At 72.6% G+C, this 18,618-nt stretch carries 16 protein-coding genes and 1 rRNA gene; 14 read left to right on the top strand and 3 right to left on the bottom strand.

Annotated elements, in window-relative coordinates; all coding sequences use genetic code 11:
• The first annotated feature begins 88 nt into the window (after positions 1-88).
• Complete coding sequence (gene pheS / locus E0W78_RS05785) at positions 89-1,192, top strand: phenylalanine--tRNA ligase subunit alpha (RefSeq protein ID WP_131402893.1); 1,104 nt, start codon at positions 89-91, stop codon at positions 1,190-1,192.
• On the top strand, positions 1,192-3,690 hold the full coding sequence (gene pheT / locus E0W78_RS05790) for a phenylalanine--tRNA ligase subunit beta (protein ID WP_131402894.1): 2,499 nt from the start codon (positions 1,192-1,194) through the stop codon (positions 3,688-3,690). The genes pheS and pheT overlap by 1 nt, the downstream gene beginning before the upstream one ends.
• 58 nt (positions 3,691-3,748) lie before the next feature.
• On the opposite strand, the gene E0W78_RS05795 is transcribed toward pheT, so the two are convergent.
• Both E0W78_RS05795 and E0W78_RS05800 read right to left on the bottom strand, forming a co-directional pair.
• Complete coding sequence (locus E0W78_RS05795; protein WP_131402895.1) at positions 3,749-4,312, bottom strand: LemA family protein; 564 nt, start codon at positions 4,310-4,312, stop codon at positions 3,749-3,751.
• 40 nt (positions 4,313-4,352) lie between these two features.
• Positions 4,353-6,107: a DUF2207 domain-containing protein gene (locus E0W78_RS05800; RefSeq protein ID WP_131402896.1), complete on the bottom strand. Its 1,755-nt coding sequence runs from the start codon at positions 6,105-6,107 to the stop codon at positions 4,353-4,355.
• Between the two features lie 65 nt (positions 6,108-6,172).
• Between E0W78_RS05800 and argG the strand changes: the two genes are divergently transcribed.
• The 10 genes from argG to E0W78_RS05850 all read left to right on the top strand — a co-directional run bounded on the left by argG (position 6,173) and on the right by E0W78_RS05850 (position 15,952).
• On the top strand, positions 6,173-7,600 hold the full coding sequence (gene argG / locus E0W78_RS05805) for an argininosuccinate synthase (protein ID WP_131402897.1): 1,428 nt from the start codon (positions 6,173-6,175) through the stop codon (positions 7,598-7,600).
• 27 nt (positions 7,601-7,627) lie between these two features.
• Entirely contained in the window at positions 7,628-8,674 is a 1,047-nt protein-coding gene (argC, locus tag E0W78_RS05810) for an N-acetyl-gamma-glutamyl-phosphate reductase (protein ID WP_131402898.1), read from the top strand.
• Positions 8,671-9,822 (top strand): bifunctional glutamate N-acetyltransferase/amino-acid acetyltransferase ArgJ, encoded by a 1,152-nt coding sequence (gene argJ, locus E0W78_RS05815; protein WP_131402899.1) that lies wholly within the window; start codon positions 8,671-8,673, stop codon positions 9,820-9,822. The genes argC and argJ overlap by 4 nt, the downstream gene beginning before the upstream one ends.
• Positions 9,823-9,833: 11 nt before the next feature.
• Complete coding sequence (gene argB / locus E0W78_RS05820) at positions 9,834-10,826, top strand: acetylglutamate kinase (RefSeq protein ID WP_131402900.1); 993 nt, start codon at positions 9,834-9,836, stop codon at positions 10,824-10,826.
• Positions 10,827-10,902: 76 nt separating this feature from the next.
• Positions 10,903-12,120, top strand: a complete 1,218-nt coding sequence (locus E0W78_RS05825) for an acetylornithine transaminase (RefSeq protein WP_131402901.1) — start codon at positions 10,903-10,905, stop codon at positions 12,118-12,120.
• Positions 12,117-13,040 carry an ornithine carbamoyltransferase gene (argF, locus tag E0W78_RS05830; RefSeq protein ID WP_131402902.1) on the top strand — a complete coding sequence of 308 codons (924 nt, stop codon included), beginning with the start codon at positions 12,117-12,119 and terminating at the stop codon, positions 13,038-13,040. The genes E0W78_RS05825 and argF overlap by 4 nt, the downstream gene beginning before the upstream one ends.
• Entirely contained in the window at positions 13,037-13,552 is a 516-nt protein-coding gene (locus tag E0W78_RS05835; protein WP_131402933.1) for an arginine repressor, read from the top strand. The genes argF and E0W78_RS05835 overlap by 4 nt, the downstream gene beginning before the upstream one ends.
• Entirely contained in the window at positions 13,549-14,943 is a 1,395-nt protein-coding gene (argH, locus tag E0W78_RS05840) for an argininosuccinate lyase (RefSeq protein WP_131402903.1), read from the top strand. The genes E0W78_RS05835 and argH overlap by 4 nt, the downstream gene beginning before the upstream one ends.
• Positions 14,944-14,984: 41 nt before the next feature.
• Complete coding sequence (locus E0W78_RS05845) at positions 14,985-15,368, top strand: universal stress protein (RefSeq protein WP_131402904.1); 384 nt, start codon at positions 14,985-14,987, stop codon at positions 15,366-15,368.
• Positions 15,365-15,952 carry a DNA-3-methyladenine glycosylase gene (locus E0W78_RS05850; RefSeq protein ID WP_131402905.1) on the top strand — a complete coding sequence of 196 codons (588 nt, stop codon included), beginning with the start codon at positions 15,365-15,367 and terminating at the stop codon, positions 15,950-15,952. Before E0W78_RS05845 ends, E0W78_RS05850 begins: the two co-directional genes overlap by 4 nt.
• 73 nt (positions 15,953-16,025) lie before the next feature.
• Here the strand turns inward: E0W78_RS05850 and E0W78_RS05855 are convergent, their stop codons facing one another.
• Positions 16,026-16,673: a DsbA family oxidoreductase gene (locus tag E0W78_RS05855; RefSeq protein WP_131402906.1), complete on the bottom strand. Its 648-nt coding sequence runs from the start codon at positions 16,671-16,673 to the stop codon at positions 16,026-16,028.
• Between the two features lie 90 nt (positions 16,674-16,763).
• On the opposite strand from E0W78_RS05855, the gene tyrS reads away from it, so the two are divergent.
• Complete coding sequence (gene tyrS / locus E0W78_RS05860; protein WP_131402907.1) at positions 16,764-18,017, top strand: tyrosine--tRNA ligase; 1,254 nt, start codon at positions 16,764-16,766, stop codon at positions 18,015-18,017.
• 482 nt (positions 18,018-18,499) lie between these two features.
• Positions 18,500-18,618: ribosomal RNA gene (locus E0W78_RS05865) — 16S ribosomal RNA — on the top strand; the annotation flags it as partial.

Genomic DNA, 18,618 nt, shown 5'->3' on the forward strand with positions numbered 1-18,618 from the left:
CGTCCGCGCGGGGCTCCCGCGCACCGGGCGGGCGGCGGCCACGACTAGGATCGACGGGTCCCGCGTACGTCCTGCAGAGAGGTCCGCCATGTCGGCCCCCAACTCCGAGTACGACCCCGTCGAGGTCACGCCGCTGCGTGCCGACGAGGTCGAGCGCGCCCGTGACGAGGCGCTCGCGGCGATCGCCGAGGCGAGCACGCTCGAGCAGCTCAAGCAGGTGCGCCTCGACCACGCCGGCGACCGCTCGCCGCTGGCCCTGGCCAACCGCGAGATCGGCGCGCTGCCGCCGCAGGCCCGCAAGGAGGCCGGCCAGCGCGTCGGCCAGGCGCGCGGCGCCGTGAGCAAGGCGCTCGCCGAGCGCACCACCGTGCTGGAGGCCGAGGCCGAGGAGCACGCGCTCGCCGAGGAGACGGTCGACGTCACGCTGCCGTGGGACCGCACGCCGCGCGGCGCCCGCCACCCGCTGACCACCGTGCAGGAGCACGTCGCCGACATCTTCACCGCCATGGGCTGGGAGGTCGCCGAGGGGCCCGAGGTCGAGGCGGAGTGGCTGAACTTCGACGCGCTCAACCTGGGGCCCGACCACCCGGCCCGCACCATGCAGGACACCTTCTGGGTCACGCCCGAGAAGGCGGCCATGGTGCTGCGCACCCACACGTCCCCGGTGCAGGCCCGCACGATGCTGACCCGCAAGCCGCCGATCTACGTCGCGGTGCCCGGACGCGTGTTCCGCACCGACGAGCTCGACGCGACCCACTCGCCGGTCTTCCACCAGGTCGAGGGCCTGGCGATCGACGAGGGCCTGACGATGGCCCACCTCAAGGGCACGCTCGACCACTTCGCCCAGGCGATCTACGGCGAGGGCACCACGACGCGCTTCCGTCCGTCGTACTTCCCGTTCACCGAGCCGAGCGCCGAGATGGACCTGCTCTGCTACGTCTGCCACAACGAGCCCGGCGCGGTCGCCGAGTGCCGCACGTGCCGTGGTGAGGGCTGGATCGAGTGGGGCGGCTGCGGCGTCGTGAACCCGCGCGTCCTCGTGGCCTGCGGCGTCGACCCCGAGCGGTACTCCGGCTTCGCCTTCGGCATCGGCCTGGACCGCACCATCACCGGCCGTTACGACATCGCCGACCTGCGCGACCTGATCGACGGCGACATCCGTTTCACCGAGGCGTTCGGAGTGGAGCTCTGATGCGAGTACCCCTGTCCTGGCTGCGCGACTACGTCGACCTGCCGCAGGACCTGTCCACCCAGCAGCTGGCCGACCGGCTGACCGCGTTCGACCTCAAGCTCGAGGAGATCGTGTCGTCGGGCGTCAGCGGTCCGCTCGTCGTCGGACGCGTGCTGTCGCTCGTCAAGGAGCCGCAGAAGAACGGCAAGACCATCAACTGGTGCCGCGTCGACGTCGGCCCGGAGCACAACGAGCCGGCCACGGACGACGTGCCGGCCGGTCGGGGCATCGTCTGCGGCGCGCACAACTTCGTCGAGGGCGACCTGGTCGTGGTGTCGCTGCCGGGCACCGTGCTGCCCGCGCTCGGCTTCGAGATCACCGCGCGCAAGACCTACGGCCACGTCTCGGACGGCATGATCTGCTCGCTGGCCGAGCTCGGCCTGCCCGGCGACGCCAGCGGCATCATCGTGCTGGAGCCCGGCCGGGCCGAGCCCGGCGACGACGCCATCGCGCTGCTCGGCCTGGACCAGGAGATCCTCGACCTCGAGGTGAACCCCGACCGCGCGTACGCGCTCTCGATGCGCGGTGTCGCCCGTGACGCCGGCCTGGCGCTCGGCGTGCCGTTCCGCGACCCGGCCGGCCTCGAGCCGCACACCGGGGAGGGCGCCGGCGCGTACCCGGTCTCGGTCGAGGCCCCGGACGCCTGCCCGGTGTTCACCACGCTGACCGTCACGGGCTTCGACCCGTCGCGTCCGACGCCCGACTGGATGGTCCGCGCCGTCGAGGGCGCCGGCATGCGCTCGATCTCGCTGGCGGTCGACATCACCAACTTCGTGATGCTCGAGCTCGGCCAGCCCATCCACGGCTACGACAAGGCCGCGCTCCGTGGCCCGATCGTCGTCCGGCAGGCCACCGAGGGCGAGAAGCTGACGACGCTCGACGGCGTCACGCGCACCCTGGCGGCGTCCGACCTGCTCATCTGCGACGACCGGGGCCCGATCGGCCTGGCCGGCGTCATGGGCGGCGAGGAGGTCGAGCTGTCGGCCACCACGACGGACGTCGTCGTCGAGGCCGCCTACTTCGACCCGGCCACCATCGCCCGCACCGCCCGGGTGCACAAGCTGCCCTCCGAGGCGTCCAAGCGCTTCGAGCGCGGCATCGACCCGACCATCGCGACGGCCGCGGCGACCCGTGTCGCGCAACTCATGGTCGAGCTGGGCGGGGCCACGCTGGAGCCCGGCGTCACCGTCGTCGGCGAGCCGCCGGCGCAGCCGGTGATCCACGCCCGCGCCGACCTGGCCGCCCGGGTCACGGGCATCGACATCGACGCCGCCACCGCCGTCTCCGCGCTCGAGGGGAACGGCTGCGCGGTCGAGGTCGACGGCGACGAGCTCGCCGTCACCCCGCCGCCCTGGCGCCCCGACCTGACGGACCCGTACGACCTGGCCGAGGAGGTGCTGCGCGTCGTCGGGTACGACCAGGTGCCGTCGATCCTGCCCGTCGCCCCGGCCGGCCGCGGCCTGACCAAGGCCCAGCGCCTGCGCCGCCGCGCCGGCATGGTGCTGGCCGGCCAGGGTCTGGTCGAGGTCAAGACGTTCCCGTTCGCCGGACCGGCCGACCTGGACCGGCTCGGCCTGGACGCCGCCGACGACCGCCGCCGTCAGGTGCTGCTGGAGAACCCGCTCTCGGCCGAGGAGCCGGGCATGACGACGACGCTGCTCGTCGGCCTGCTCAAGGCCGCGGTGCTCAACCTCGGGCGCGGTCACTCCGACGTCGCGCTGGTCGAGACCGGCCGGGTGTTCCTGCCCGGCGAGCGCGAGCTCGAGGCGCCGATCTACGGCGTCGACCGGCGCCCGACCGACGAGGAGCTCGCGGCCCTGGACGCCGCCCTGCCCCGTCAGCCGTGGCACGTCGGCCTGGTCATGGCCGGTCACCGTGAGCGTCCGGGCTGGTACGGCGCCGGACGCGAGGTGACCTGGGCCGACGCCGTCGAGACGGTGCGCGTCCTGGCCGCGTCGTTCCACGTCGACGTCGAGGTGCGTGCCGCCGACGTGCGTCCGTGGCACCCGGGCCGATGCGCCGAGGTCGTCGTCGACGGCGTGGTGGTCGGCCACGCCGGCGAGCTGCACCCGCGGGTCGTGCGCGACTGGGGCCTGCCGGCCCGCACGGTCGCGGCCGAGGTCGACCTCGACGCGCTCGTGGCCGCCGCTCCCGAGCAGGGTCCGGCGCCGTCGTTCTCGACCTTCCCCGTGGCCAAGGAGGACCTGGCGCTGGTGGTCGACGACGCCGTGCCGTCCGCGGTCGTCCACGACGCGCTGGCCGGGTCCGGCTCGGTGGTCGAGTCGGTGCGCCTGTTCGACGTCTACACCGGCGAGCAGCTGCCCGAGGGCAAGAAGTCGCTGGCCTTCTCCCTGCGTCTGCGAGCGAGCGACCACACGCTCGGCGACGAGGAGATCAAGGCGGCCCGCGAGGCGGCCGTCGCCGTCGCCGCGGAGGCCGCCGGCGCCACGTTGCGCTGACCGCCCGACGCAGAGGGGCCCCGGACCGACTCGGTCCGGGGCCCCTCGCGCGTGCGGGTCAGAACTGGACGGTGGGCGGCGTCGCCTGGCCCTCCGGTGCCTTGTAGAACTCGCGCTGGCCGACCTTGGCCATGCCGGCGAAGAACATCCACGGGATGGTCGTCACGAGCTTGTTCAGCGTGCTGACCGCGTCGTTGTAGAACTGGCGGGCGAACGAGATCTTGTTCTCGGTGTCGCTCAGCTCGGCCTGCAGCTGCTGGAAGTTCGCGGACGCCTTGAGGTCGGGGTAGGCCTCGGCGACGGCCATGACGTTGACGATCGCGTTGTCCAGCCGCGCGTCCGCGGCCGCCTTGTCGGCGACGCTGCCGCCCTTGGCCGCTCCGGCCGCCGCGGCGCGGGCCGCGGTGACCTCGTCGAAGACCGCGCGCTCGTGCGTCGCGTAGCCCTTGACGGTGCTGACCAGGTTGGGGATGAGGTCGGCCCGCCGGGTCAGCTGCACGTCGATGCCGCCCAGGGCCTCCTGCGCCTCGACGTCGGCGGTGCGCAGCTTGTTGAAGCCGACGACGCCGATCCCGACCAGCAGGACGAGCAGCACGACGACGATGACGATGATCCAGATCATGGGGTGATCCTTCCGTACGGGGGAGCAGGGCGTCGAGCGGTCACCACGAGCCGCCGCCGGACGACGAGGAGGTCTGGGTGGCCTGGTAGGCGTTGATCGAGGACGACACGGACGTCTCGAAGCTGGAGACCGCCGCGTCGAGGGCGCTCAGCCCGGCGGCGCCCCAGTAGAGGCCCGGCACCGGGGAGTACCAGTCGGGCAGCGGGGCGGGCTGGCCCGTCTCCTGCTCGTACTTGCGCGCCCACCCGTCCGCGGCGTCGAAGACGACCGCGTAGGGGATGAAGTCGGTGTACAGGCCCTGGCGGGCGCTGAAGTCGAAGCGCGCCTCGGCCGAGTCGGTGGTGAGCACCCGTCGGAACCCACCGGCGTGCGACCACAGCAGGCGTCCCTGCTTGGTGCGGCGCGTGCCGACGCCGCGTCCGAGCAGCCCGATGCCGCCGACGGCGAACGCGAGCAGCGGCACGAGCCACACGAGCGGCGCGATGCCGAGGAACGGCAGGGCGATCGCCAGCACCGCGGCGCCGATGACCGCGAAGCGTCCGAGCCACTCGGACGTGACGTGCTGCTGCACGCCCGAGCCGGTCGCCCAGCCGGTCGTGGCCGTCCGCACGGACGCCTTGAGGCCCGACAGGACCTGGCCGGCACCGACCGAGCCGTCGGCCGCGAACCGGGAGCCGGGCGTGGTGACGCCGAGCATCTCGCCCACGTGGCGGCTGACCGGGTCCTGCGCCTCCCAGGCGGCCGGCTCGGCCAGGCCGACGACGACCATGCCCTGCTCGGTCTGCTCCAGGCGGGTGAGGCCCTGCGCGGCCTGGTGCATGAGCGTGGCCACCAGGGCGTGGTCGGGCACGCGCTCCTCGACGACGTACGCCGTCTGCGCGGGGCCGAGGCCGGGCGGCGGCTCGAACATGGCGGGGTAGCCGGGACGTCGCTCGCGGGCGCGGCGCTCCCACAGGTACCCGCCGGTGAACGTCGCCGCGCCGAGCAGCAGGACGAGCGCCAGCAGCGGCACCGAGCGTCCGAGCGAGTAGTCCCAGGTGACCGACCAGGGGAGCGAGCCGCGGTCGGGCGCGGGGACGTCCAGGTCGGCCCGCAGCGTGACCGGGGTGCGCGGCTCCAGCGCCCCGGTCGTCAGCGTGACGGTGGATCCGTCGACCTGGGCCTCGGCACAGGTGTCGAGCGCCGTGCCCCATCCGGTCGCGCACGTGACGTCGTCGGGCGCGGTGGGCAGCCGCACCTCGATGGTGGAGCGCTCGATCGGCATCTCCCAGCCGCCGGGCACGACGTTCCAGTAGAAGACCGAGCGGTCGGGGTCGTCGCTGGACCAGCTGGCCGAGCCGTCGGCGGAGTCCGCGCCGGTGGGCACGAGGGCGCCCTCGACCCGGTAGGTCAGCACGTAGGTGTGCTCGCCCTCGGCGATGAACGTGTTCGCGTCGCCGATCTGGGCGACGCGGAAGCGCTGCCCGCTCTCCCAGTGCTCGTCGAACGGCTCCGGACGTCCGTCGCGCTCCACCTCGAGGTCGCGCGGGTACAGCCGGGCGCCCTCGTCCGTGGGGTCGGCCAGGTCGAAGTAGCGGAAGATGCCGTGCCGGCCCGACGGGAACCGCGCGGTCAGCTCCTCGCGGGCGAGCAGCGTGCCGTCCTCGTCGACGTCGAAGGTCGCGCGGTAGTCGGTGATGGTGACCGGGTCGGCGGCGGGGGACGAGTCGCCGTCCAACGAGGCGACCCATCCCGGCACGAGGACCACCGCGACCGCGGCGGCGAGGGCGAGGAGTCGCAGGGCGAGCAGACGCATGGCAGCATCGTAGGGGCGGCGGGTCGGCGTGCACGTTCTTGCAGACTTGTGCAAGAATGTGCGACATGTCCAAGGTCCTCACCTCCCTCCCCGCCGGCGAGCGCGTCGGCATCGCCTTCTCCGGCGGGCTCGACACGTCCGTCGCCGTCGCCTGGATGCGCGACAAGGGCGCCGCGCCGTGCACCTACACCGCCGACATCGGCCAGTACGACGAGCCGGACATCTCCGGCGTCCCCGGCCGCGCGATGGAGTACGGCGCCGAGCTGGCCCGCGCGATCGACTGCAAGCGTCCGCTCGTCGACGAGGGCCTGGCCGCGCTGGCCTGCGGCGCCTTCCACATCCGCTCGGCCGGCCGCACGTACTTCAACACCACGCCGCTCGGCCGCGCCGTCACCGGCACGCTGCTGGTGCGCGCGATGCAGGAGGACGGCGTCAACATCTGGGGCGACGGCTCGACGTTCAAGGGCAACGACATCGAGCGGTTCTACCGCTACGGCCTGCTGGCCAACCCCGAGCTGCGCATCTACAAGCCGTGGCTGGACGCCGACTTCGTCGCCGAGCTCGGCGGCCGCCAGGAGATGAGCGAGTGGCTCGTCGCCCACGAGCTGCCCTACCGCGACAGCGCCGAGAAGGCCTACTCCACCGACGCCAACATCTGGGGCGCGACGCACGAGGCCAAGACGCTCGAGCACCTGGACGTCTCGCTGGAGACCGTCGAGCCGATCATGGGCGTGAAGTTCTGGGACCCGTCGGTCGACATCGACGCCGAGGACGTCACGATCACCTTCGAGGCCGGACGTCCGGTCGCGATCAACGGCACGCGCTTCGACGACCCGGTCGCGCTGGTGATGGAGGCCAACGCCATCGGCGGCCGCCACGGGCTGGGCATGTCCGACCAGATCGAGAACCGCATCATCGAGGCCAAGAGCCGCGGCATCTACGAGGCGCCGGGCATGGCGCTGCTGTTCACCGCCTACGAGCGGCTGGTCAACGCGATCCACAACGAGGACACGATCGCCAACTACCACCAGCACGGACGCCGCCTGGGCCGGCTCATGTACGAGGGACGCTGGCTGGACCCGCAGTCGCTGATGCTGCGCGAGTCGATCGAGCGCTGGATCGCCTCGGTCGTCAGCGGCGACGTCACGCTGCGCCTGCGCCGGGGCGAGGACTACACCGTCCTGGACACCCAGGGCCCGGCGTTCTCCTACCACCCCGAGAAGCTCTCGATGGAGCGCACCGACAACGCCGTGTTCGGCCCGACCGACCGCATCGGCCAGCTGACCATGCGCAACCTCGACATCGCCGACTCGCGCGCCAAGCTCGAGCTGTACGCCGAGCAGCCGCTCGACCAGGGCCAGGTGCTCGTCGAGAACGGCACGCTGTTCGGCGAGCTGCCGGCCGGTGGCGCCGTGCGCATCGAGGCGAACCCGTCCGCCGACGGCGACCCGCTCGCCCTCGACGCGGCCGCGATGGAGCTCGGCACCGACTGACGTCGGCGCCCGACCGGAGGGGACACCATGACCGAGAAGAAGATCCGCGTCGCCGTCGCCGGTGCCAGCGGGTACGCCGGCGGCGAGGTGCTGCGCCTGCTGCTGCAGCACCCGCAGGTCGAGATCGGCGCGCTGACCGCCGCGTCCAGCGCCGGCTCGCGCCTGGTCGAGCACCAGCCGCACCTGACGGCGCTGCACGACCGCGTGCTCGAGCCGACCGACGCGCAGACCCTGTCCGGCCACGACGTCGTGTTCCTGGGCCTGCCGCACGGGCACTCGGGCGCCGTCGCCGCGACCCTGGGCGACGACGCGCTCGTCGTCGACCTGGGCGCCGACCACCGCCTGACGTCCGCGCAGGACTGGGCCGACTACTACGGCGGCGACCACGCCGGCACCTGGCCCTACGGCCTGCCCGAGCTGCTCACCGCCGACGGCCGCCAGCGCGACGTGCTGCCCGGCGTCGGACGCATCGCGGTGCCCGGCTGCAACGTCACCGCCGTGACGCTGGGCCTGCAGCCCGCCGTCAACGCCGGCCTGGTGCAACCCACCGACCTCGTCGCCGTGCTGGCCAACGGCTTCTCCGGCGCCGGCAAGGCGGCCAAGCCGCACCTGCTCGCGTCCGAGGGGCTCGGCTCGGCGTCGGCCTACGGCGTCGCCGGAGCGCACCGGCACAACCCCGAGATCGTGCAGAACCTGCGCTCGGCCGGGGCCGGCGAGGTGTCCATCTCGTTCACGCCCACGCTGGTGCCGATGGCCCGCGGCATCCTCGCCACGGCCACCGCCCGCCTGACCGGCGACGCGGCGGACGTCCGGGCCGCGTACGAGAAGGCCTACGCCGACGAGCCGTTCGTCCACCTGCTGCCCGAGGGCGTCTGGCCCACGACGGCCGCCGTGCTCGGCTCGAACAACGCGTTCGTCCAGGTCGCCGTCGACGAGCGCGCCGGCCGCCTGGTCACCGTCACCGCCATCGACAACCTGGTCAAGGGCACCGCCGGCGGCGCGATCCAGTCCATGAACCTGGCCCTCGGCCTGCCCGAGACCACCGGCCTCCCGACCGAAGGAGTCGCTCCATGAGCGTCACCGCTGCCCAGGGCTTCCGCGCGAACGGGGTGGCCGCCGGACTCAAGTCCAGCGGCGACCCGGACGTCGCCGTCGTCGTCAACGACGGCCCCAGCACGGCCGCCGCGGCCGTCTACACGTCCAACCGCTGCAAGGCCAACCCCGTGCTCTGGAGCCAGGAGGCGATCAAGAGCGGACGTGCGACCGCGGTCGCGCTGAACTCCGGCGGCGCCAACTGCTACACCGGCGCCGAGGGCTTCCAGACCACGCACGCCACCGCCGAGCTCGTCGCCGAGCGGCTCGACGTCGGCGCGATCGACGTGCAGGTGTGCTCCACCGGCCTGATCGGCCTGGTCAACGACCGCGACGACCTGCTCGGCGGCGTCGCCCGCGCCATCGACGGCCTCTCGGCCGACGGGGGAGCGGCCGCCGCGCGCGCCATCATGACCACCGACAGCGTCCCCAAGCAGGCCGAGGTGACCCGCGACGGCTTCACCGTCGGCGGCATGGCGAAGGGTGCCGGCATGCTGGCCCCCGCGCTGGCCACGATGCTCGTCGTCATCACGACCGACGCCGACGTCGACAGCGCCACGGCGGACGCCGCCCTGCGCGAGGCGTGCCGGACGACGTTCAACCGGCTCGACTCCGACGGCTGCCAGTCCACCAACGACACCGTGCTGCTCATGGCCAGCGGCGCCTCCGGCGTGAGCCCGGACGCCGACGCGTTCACCGCGGCGCTGCACGAGGTCTGCCACAGCCTGGCGCTGCAGCTGCTCGCCGACGCCGAGGGCGCCGACCACGAGATCGCCATCGAGGTCGTCCACGCGGCGAGCGAGGACGACGCGGTCGAGGTCGGTCGCTCGGTGGCCCGCAGCAACCTGTTCAAGGCCGCGATCTTCGGCAAGGACCCGAACTGGGGCCGCATCCTGGCCTCGGTGGGCACGACGCAGGCCGCGTTCGACCCGGCCGACCTGGACGTCGCGCTCAACGGCGTCTGGGTGTGCCGCGCCAGCGGACCGGCCGAGTCGCCCGACGGCGTCGACCTCGAGCCGCGCCAGGTGAGCGTGACGATCGACCTCAAGGCCGGTGACGCGTCCGCGACGATCTGGACCAACGACCTGACCCACGCGTACGTCCACGAGAACTCGGCGTACTCATCATGACGGAGCACGAGATGACGGACACCGACAGCCCGTTCGGCTCGGACCTCGAGGCCCAGGACGAGTGGCACCCGACGGAGTGGAAGAAGGCCACCGCGAAGGCCGCCACGCTGGCCGAGGCCCTGCCGTGGCTGAAGAAGTACCACGGCAAGGTCGTCGTGGTGAAGTACGGCGGCAACGCCATGACCGACGAGTCGCTCAAGCGCGCGTTCGCCGAGGACGTCGTGTTCCTGCGCCTGGCCGGCTTCAAGCCGGTCGTCGTCCACGGCGGCGGCCCGCAGATCAGCGCGATGCTCGACCGGCTCGGCATCGAGAGCGAGTTCCGCGGCGGCCTGCGCGTCACCACGCCGGAGGCCATGGAGGTCGTCCGCATGGTGCTGACCGGCCAGGTCGGGCGTGAGCTCGTCGGCCTGCTGAACCAGCACGGCGACCTGGCCGTGGGCCTGTCCGGCGAGGACGGCGGGCTGTTCACCGCGCAGAAGACGATGCCCGTCGTCGACGGCGAGCCGGTGGACGTCGGCCTGGTCGGCGAGGTCGTCGGCGTGCGTCCCGAGGCCGTCCAGGACCTCATCGACGCCGGACGCATCCCGGTCGTCTCGACGGTCGCGCCCGACGCCGACGGCCAGGTGCACAACGTCAACGCCGACACCGCCGCCGCGGCGCTCGCGGTCGCGCTCGGTGCCGAGAAGCTGCTGGTGCTGACCGACGTCGAGGGCCTGTACGTCAACTGGCCCGAGAGCACGGACGTCATCGGTGAGATCTCGCCCGAGAACCTCGCCGAGGTCATCCCGACGCTGGCGAGCGGCATGATCCCGAAGATGACCGCGTGCCTCAAGGCGGTCGAGGGCGGTGTCACCGGCGCCACGGTCGTGGACGGCCGCGAGCCGCACGCCGTCCTGCTGGAGATCTTCACCGACGAGGGCGTCGGCACGCAGGTGCTGCCCGGTGCGCCGACGAAGGTCCGCAGCGCCCTGTACAAGACCTCGATGAAGAAGGACGAAGCATGACCGAGCGCAGCGAGGGAAACGACCAGACAGGCATGCGCGGGCGTCCGTGTCCTGCGCTTCTCACGGAGGTCCGCGCATGACCGAGGCGAAGTTCGCGGGCACCGCGCAGCAGACGACGAGCGCACAGTGGCAGGAGCGCTACGCCGCGTCGCTCATGAACACCTTCGGCCCGCCGCAGCGCGTCCTGGTGCGCGGCGAGGGCCCGTACGTCTGGGACGTCGACGGCAACCGCTACCTGGACCTGCTCGGTGGCATCGCGGTCAACGTGCTGGGCCACGCGCACCCGGCGCTGGTGCAGGCCGTGACCGAGCAGATGAGCACGCTCGGCCACGTCTCGAACTTCTTCACCTCCTTCCCGCAGGTCGAGCTGGCCGAGCGGCTGCTGGAGCTCGTGGGCGGCGGCCAGCGCGCCGAGGGCAAGGTCTTCTTCACCTCCTCGGGCACCGAGGCCAACGAGGCCGCGTTCAAGGTCACCCGCCGCACCGGGCGCACCCGTGTGGTCGTGGCCGACGGCGCGTTCCACGGACGCACGATGGGCGCGCTCGCGCTCACCGCGAAGCCGGCCTACCGCGAGCCGTTCGAGCCGCTGCCCGGTGACGTCGTGCGCGTCCCGTTCGGCGACGTCGCCGCGCTCGAGGCGGCCGTCGACGACACCGTCGCGGCCGTGCTGCTCGAGCCGATCCAGGGCGAGGCCGGCGTGGTCGTCCCGCCCGACGGCTACCTCGAGGCGGCCCGCCGGGTCACGTCCGAGCACGGCGCCCTGCTGTGGATCGACGAGGTCCAGACCGGCATGGGCCGCACCGGTGCCTGGTTCGCCCACGCGGCGTCCGGGGTCACGCCCGACCTGGTGACCGTCGCGAAGGGCCTGGGCGGTGGTGTCCCGATCGGTGCGTGCATCGGCCTGGGCGCCGCGGGCGAGCTGCTGCAGCCCGGCAACCACGGGACGACGTTCGGCGGCAACCCGGTGGCCACGGCCGCCGGCCTCGCCGTCATCGCCGCGATCGAGTCCGAGGGCCTGCTGCAGAACGCCCGCACCGTCGGCGACCAGCTGCGTGCCGACCTGGCCGCGCACCCGCTCGTCGCGGAGACGACCGGACGCGGCCTGCTCGTCGGCATCGTGCTGACCGAGCCGGTCGCCCAGCAGGTCGCGACCGCCGCGCTCGACGCCGGCCTCGTGGTCAACGCCGCGACGCCCGAGCGCCTGCGGCTCGCCCCGCCGCTGGTGCTCACGGCCGAGCAGGCGTCCGGCGCCGCGAAGACGCTCGCGGCCCTGCTGACGGAGGCCACGGCATGAGGCACTTCCTCCGCGACGACGACCTGACCCCCGCCGAGCAGCGCGAGGTCCTCGAGCTGGCCCTGGCCATGAAGGCCGAGCCGTACGCGCGCAAGCCGCTCGCCGGCCCGCAGACCGTCGCGGTGCTGTTCGACAAGTCGTCCACCCGCACGCGCGTCTCGTTCGCCGTCGGCATCGCCGACCTCGGCGGCAACCCGCTGGTCATGGACACCGGCACCACGCAGATCGGCCGCGGCGAGCCCGTCGCCGACACCGCCCGGGTGCTGGGCCGGATGACGTCCGCGATCGTCTGGCGCACCTACGCCCAGGCCGGGCTCGAGGACATGGCCGCCCACGCCGGCGTGCCGGTCGTCAACGCGCTGAGCGACGACTTCCACCCGTGCCAGATCCTGGCCGACTGGCTCACCGTGCTCGAGCGCAAGGGCGAGCTGGCCGGGCTGACCGTCGCCTACCTCGGCGACGGCGCCAACAACATGGGTCACTCGTACGTCCTCGGAGGCGCGACCGCCGGCATGCACGTGCGGGTCGGCGCCCCGGCCGGCTACCAGCCGGACCCGGCGATCGTCGCGGACGCCGAGCGCGTCGCCGCGACGACCGGCGGCTCGGTCGTCGTCACCGACGACCCGGCCGAGGCGCTGCGCGGGGCGGACGTCGTCATCACCGACACCTGGGTCTCGATGGGCCAGGAGGACGAGAAGGCCGAGCGGCTCGCCCTGTTCGGCGGCTACTCGATCACCGGCGAGGCGATGGGCCTGGCGAAGCCGGACGCGATCGTCCTGCACTGTCTGCCGGCCTACCGCGGCCTGGAGATCGCCGCCGACGTCATCGACGGCCCGCAGAGCGTCGTGTGGGACGAGGCGGAGAACCGGCTCCACGCGCAGAAGGCCGTCCTGGCCTGGCTGCTGGCGAAGGCGTCCTGACCGTGGTCGTCCCCACCACCAAGGCGGCCCGCCAGCAGCTCATCGTCGAGCTGCTGGGCCGTCACGCCGTTCGCTCCCAGGGCGACCTCGTCGGCCTCCTGGAGGCGCAGGGCGTCGTCGCCACGCCGTCGACCGTCTCGCGCGACCTCGTCGAGCTGGACGCGGTGCGGGTGCGGCGCGACGGGGGACTGGTCTACGCCGTGCCGGCCGAGGGCGGCGACGCCACCCCGCGTCCGGCCGTCGACAGCCCGGCGTCCCAGGCCCGGCTCGCCCGGATCTGCCGCGAGGTGCTGGTCACCGCGGAGGCGTCGGCCAACCTCGTCGTCCTGCGCACCCCGCCGGGGGCGGCCCAGTACCTGGCCTCGGCCATCGACCATGCGACCCTCGGGGACGTCCTGGGCACCATCGCCGGCGACGACTCCGTCCTGCTCATCACCCGCGACCCCGCCGGCGGCGACGCCGTCGCCCAGCGGTTCACCGCCCTGGCCACGACCCCGAAGGAGCCCTCGTGACCGAGAACGACCAGACCCGCCTGTGGGGCGGCCGCTTCGCCTCCGGACCCTCCCCGGAGCTGGTCGAGCTGTCCCGCTCCACGCACTTCGACTGGCGCCTGGCGCCCTACGACCTGGCCGGGTCGCGCGCCCACGCCGGCGTGCTCCACGCCGCCGGGCTGCTCACCGCGGATGACCACCAGCGGCTCCTCGCCGGCATCGACGCGCTCGAGGCCGACGTCCGCTCCGGGGCCTTCGCGCCCCAGCCCGACGACGAGGACGTCCACACCGCGCTCGAGCGCGGGCTGCTCGAGCGCCTGGGCGCCGAGCTCGGCGGACGCCTGCGGGCCGGCCGTTCGCGCAACGACCAGGTCGCGACGCTGTTCCGGATGTACCTGCGCGACCACGGTCGCGCGATCTCCGCGCTCGTCACCGAGCTCGTCGAGGCCCTGGCCGACCAGGCCGAGCGGCACATGGGTGTCGCCATGCCCGGCCGCACGCACCTGCAGCACGCGCAGCCGGTGCTGCTCAGCCACCACCTGATGGCGCACGCCTGGCCGCTGGTGCGCGACCTGGACCGGCTCGCCGACTGGGACGCCCGGGTCGGCGCCGACTCGCCCTACGGCAGCGGGGCCCTGGCCGGCTCCTCGCTCGGCCTGTCGCCGGAGAAGGTCGCGGCCGACCTCGGCTTCACCGGCTCGTCGGCCAACTCGATCGACGGCACGGCGGCGCGCGACTTCGTCGCGGAGTTCGCCTTCGTCACGGCCATGATCGGCGTGGACGTCTCGCGGCTCGCGGAGGAGGTCATCCTCTGGAACACCAAGGAGTTCGACTTCGTCCGGCTCGACGACGGCTACTCGACCGGGTCGAGCATCATGCCGCAGAAGAAGAACCCCGACATCGCCGAGCTGGCGCGCGGCAAGGCCGGACGCGTCATCGGCAACCTGGCCGGCCTGCTCGCGACGCTCAAGGCGCTGCCGCTGGCGTACAACCGCGACCTGCAGGAGGACAAGGAGCCGGTCTTCGACTCCATCGACACCCTCGAGGTGCTGCTGCCCGCCTTCACCGGCATGGTCCGCACGATGGCGTTCAACACCGAGCGCCTGGAGTCGTTGGCCCCGCAGGGGTTCGCGCTCGCGACCGACGTCGCCGAGTGGCTGGTCAAGCAGGGTGTGCCGTTCCGCGTCGCGCACGAGCTGTCCGGCGCGTGCGTCCAGGCGTGCGAGCAGCGCGGCATCGAGCTGTGGGACCTGACCGACGACGACTTCGCGGCCATCTCGCCGCACCTGACGCCCGGCGTCCGCGAGGTCCTGAGCGTCGAGGGCTCGCTCGCGTCGCGCGACTCGCGCGGCGGCACCGCCCCCGCGCGGGTGGCCGAGCAGCTGGCCGAGCTGCGGTCGCGCCTGGGCTGAGCCCCCGTGGCGGGCTCGACCGGCGGCGATAGGCTCGCGACATGACCATCGCGATCGCCTACCGGCCCGACCCCTACGGCCAGGCGGCCGTTGAGTTCGCCGTGGAGGAGGCGTTGCGCCGTGACGCGACGGTGCTCGTCGTGAACGTCGTCGGTCCCGGCCCGGACGGCACGACGCCGCCGCCGGCCGACCTGTCCGACGTCACCGCCCGGCTCGACCGCGCGGGCATCGCGCACGACGTCGCGCAGGTCGAGGACCACGACGTCGTCGGCGCCGTGGTGGACGTGCTGGAGGACCGCGGCGCCGAGCTGCTGATCATCGGCATGCGCAAGCGCACCCCGGTCGGCAAGCTCATCATGGGCGCCGTCGCCCAGCGGCTGATGCTCGACACGTCCATCCCGGTCGTGGCGGTCAAGGCGCCCTGAGCGAGCTGCCCGTCCTCGACGACGCCCGGTCGCTGCTCGGCCGTGCGCTGGTCGGTCACGGCGTCACGGTGATCGTCACCGAGGTCGAGGCGTACGCCGGACCGCTCGACCCGGCGTCCCACGCCTTCACCCGCACCCCGCGGTCGGACATCATGTACGGCCCGCCGTGGCGGCTGTACGTCTACCGGTCGTACGGCCTGCACCACTGCGCGAACGTCGTGACCAGCCCGGAGGGGGAGGCGTCGGCCGTCCTCGTCCGCGCCGGGCGCGTCGTCGAGGGTCACGACCTGGCGCGCGAGCGCCGCGGTCCCAGCGTGAAGGACGTGGGCCTCGCCCGTGGACCCGGCAACCTCGCCGAGGCGCTCGGTATCACGCTCGAGGACAAGGGGACCGACCTGCTCGACCCGGAGCCGGTGCACCTGGGGGAGCGGCTCGAGGAGCCGGCCCGGATCATGGCCGGCCCGCGGGTCGGCGTCTCCAAGGCGGCCGACGCACCGTGGCGCTTCTGGGTCGCCGGGGACCCGACGGTCAGCGCCTACCGGCGCTCGCCGAGGGCCCCGCGAGCCGTCTCGTCGTCGTCCTGAGCATGGGGCAGCGCGCACACGCCGTCGACGCAGACCGGGGCGTCGTCCTCGCCGAGGATCTCGAACGGTCCGGTCACTGCTCGCTCGCCGCCTTCGTGATCGCCCCGGCGAACGTCTCGGGGGACTGCGCGCCGGAGACGCCGTACTTGCCGTCGACCACGTAGAACGGCACGCCGCCGATGCCGTAGCGCATCGCCTGGTCGACGTCGGCCTGCACCGCGCCGGCGAAGGTGCCGGCCTCGAGCTCGCGGACGACCTCGTCGCGGTCGAGCCCGACCTCGACCGCGAGGTCGGCGAGCTCGTCGACGCGTCCCAGGTGGCGGCCCTGCTCGAAGTAGGCGCGCAGCAGCCGCTCCTTCATGGCCGGCTGGACGCCGTGCGCCTTGGCCAGGTGCAGCAGCTCGTGCGCCTTGCGCGTGTTCGTGTGCTGCAGGGCGTCGAAGTCGTACGCCAGGCCCTCGCCGGCGGCGACCTGGGTCATCTGCCCCAGCATCTGCTCGACCTGCGCGGCGGGCATGCCCTTGTGGCCGGCCAGGAAGTCGACCTCGCTGCCCTCGAAGTCGACCGGCGTGTCGGGGGCGAGCTCGAACGAGTGGTACTCGACCTCCACCTCGACGTCGTCGCCGAGCGTCGCCACGCCCTGCTCGAAGCGGCGCTTGCCCACGAAGCACCAGGGGCACGCGATGTCGGACCAGACGTCGACCTTCACTCGTTGAGTCACGTCCGGACGAACCGTCGTCCGCGCGGGGGTATTCCCTCGCTAGGCTCGAGGGGCCGCGAGAGCCGCGGCACACCGACGGACGGAAAGACAGTGACCCACGTCATCGACGACCTCGACGCGCGCGGACTGATCGCGCACTCGACCGACCTGGACGCGCTCCGGGACGAGATGGACGCGGGGCCGCTGACGTACTACGTGGGCTTCGACCCCACCGCGCCGTCCCTGCACGTCGGCAACCTGCTGCAGATCCTCACCGCCCGCCGGCTCCAGCTCGCCGGCCACCGTCCGCTGCTGCTCGTCGGCGGCTCGACCGGTCTCATCGGCGACCCCAAGCAGAGCGGCGAGCGGGTCATGAACTCGAAGGAGACCGTCGCCGAGTGGGTGGACCGCATCCGCGGCCAGGTCTCGCGCTTCGTCTCCTTCGAGGGCGACAACGCCGCCGTGCTGGTCAACAACCTCGACTGGACGCAGTCCCTGTCAACGGTCGACTTCCTGCGCGACATCGGCAAGCACTTCCCGGTCAACCGCATGCTGGCCCGCGACGTCGTCGCCAGCCGGCTCGAGTCGGGCATCAGCTACACCGAGTTCAGCTACGTCCTGCTCCAGGCCATGGACTACCTCGAGCTGCACCGCCGCCACGGCTGCGCGCTGCAGACCGGTGGCAGCGACCAGTGGGGCAACATCACCGCCGGCGTCGAGCTCGTCCGCCGGGCCGACGGCGACCGCGTGCACGCGCTGGCCACCCCGCTGATCACCAAGGCCGACGGCACCAAGTTCGGCAAGACCGAGTCCGGCACCATCTGGCTCGATCCCGCGCTCATGAGCCCGTACGCGTTCTACCAGTCCTGGATCCAGGCCGAGGACGCCAAGGTCGGCGAGTACCTCAAGCAGTTCACCTTCCTGCCCGTCGACGAGGTCGACCGGGTCATGGCCGAGCACGCCGAGCGTCCCGGCGCCCGAGCGGCGCAGCGACTGCTCGCCTCGGAGCTGACCACGCTCGTGCACGGCGAGGACGAGACGCGGGCCGCCGAGCTCGCGTCCCAGGCCCTGTTCGGTCGCGGTGACCTGGGCGAGCTGCCGGCGTCGACGCTCGAGGCGGCGCTGCGCGAGGCGGGGGGAGTCGAGCTCGACGAGGCGCCCACGGTCGTGGACGCCCTCGTCGCGGCCGGCCTGGCCGACAGCAAGTCCGCCGCCCGCCGGGCGGTGACCGAGGGCGGTGCCTACGTGAACAACGAGCGCGTCGAGGACCCCGAGCTGAGCCTGGCCGGGCACGGCGTCGGCGACTCCGGCTGGGTGGTGCTGCGCAAGGGCAAGCGCTCCGTCTCCGGAGTCCGTCTGCCGTAGCGCGTCCGGGGACCGCCCGCCCGGCGTGGTTCCCGGAACCGCAGCGTTTTTCCGGTGTGGTCACGGTCATAGGGACCCCGGTTTGACCAGCCCCGAAACCCGTGTGTAATGTTCTCTTTGTTGCGCCGCACGGCGGGGCGGAAGGCCTGGAAGGGTCGGCTGTCCGGTGGGCGTAGCGGCTGTCTCAACCGAAACGGCTGATCCCGAACCTTTGGTGTGTTCTGGGCAGGTCGCCGAAAACGCGGGACGTGTGGTCTGGCCCCGTCTGGGTGCTTCTCTTTGTGAGGGGTTTCTGGGTGGTGTGCGTCTGATCCTTGAGAACTCAACAGTGTGCAATAGTCGACGAGATTAATTAGTAGTAAACCCCCGTCGGCAGTGGCCAGCTTGCTGGTTGTTGTTGGCGTTGGTTAATTCCGACAAATTGTTTGTCAGCAAACCTTTTGTCAGGAATCAAAACGATGTTGGCCCCTTTTGGGGGTTTTTCAACGGAGAGTTTGATCCTGGCTCAGGACGAACGCTGGCGGCGTGCTTAACACATGCAAGTCGAGCGGTAAGGCCCTTTCGGGGGTACACGAGCGGCGAACGGGTGAGTAACACGTGA

Origin of the sequence: Aeromicrobium sp. IC_218 (genome assembly GCF_004336805.1) — a bacterium.
In the GTDB taxonomy this organism is placed as follows: domain Bacteria; phylum Actinomycetota; class Actinomycetes; order Propionibacteriales; family Nocardioidaceae; genus Aeromicrobium.

Coding starts and splice junctions, on each gene's coding strand:
- argC (WP_131402898.1), top strand. CDS start 7,628: ATGACCGAGAAGAAGATCCGCGTCGCCGTCGCCGGTGCCAGCGGGTAC.
- E0W78_RS05825 (WP_131402901.1), top strand. CDS start 10,903: ATGACCGAGGCGAAGTTCGCGGGCACCGCGCAGCAGACGACGAGCGCA.
- argJ (WP_131402899.1), top strand. CDS start 8,671: ATGAGCGTCACCGCTGCCCAGGGCTTCCGCGCGAACGGGGTGGCCGCC.
- E0W78_RS05845 (WP_131402904.1), top strand. CDS start 14,985: ATGACCATCGCGATCGCCTACCGGCCCGACCCCTACGGCCAGGCGGCC.
- E0W78_RS05800 (WP_131402896.1), bottom strand. CDS start 6,107: ATGCGTCTGCTCGCCCTGCGACTCCTCGCCCTCGCCGCCGCGGTCGCG.
- argF (WP_131402902.1), top strand. CDS start 12,117: ATGAGGCACTTCCTCCGCGACGACGACCTGACCCCCGCCGAGCAGCGC.
- E0W78_RS05795 (WP_131402895.1), bottom strand. CDS start 4,312: ATGATCTGGATCATCGTCATCGTCGTCGTGCTGCTCGTCCTGCTGGTC.
- argG (WP_131402897.1), top strand. CDS start 6,173: ATGTCCAAGGTCCTCACCTCCCTCCCCGCCGGCGAGCGCGTCGGCATC.
- argB (WP_131402900.1), top strand. CDS start 9,834: ATGACGGACACCGACAGCCCGTTCGGCTCGGACCTCGAGGCCCAGGAC.
- pheS (WP_131402893.1), top strand. CDS start 89: ATGTCGGCCCCCAACTCCGAGTACGACCCCGTCGAGGTCACGCCGCTG.
- pheT (WP_131402894.1), top strand. CDS start 1,192: ATGCGAGTACCCCTGTCCTGGCTGCGCGACTACGTCGACCTGCCGCAG.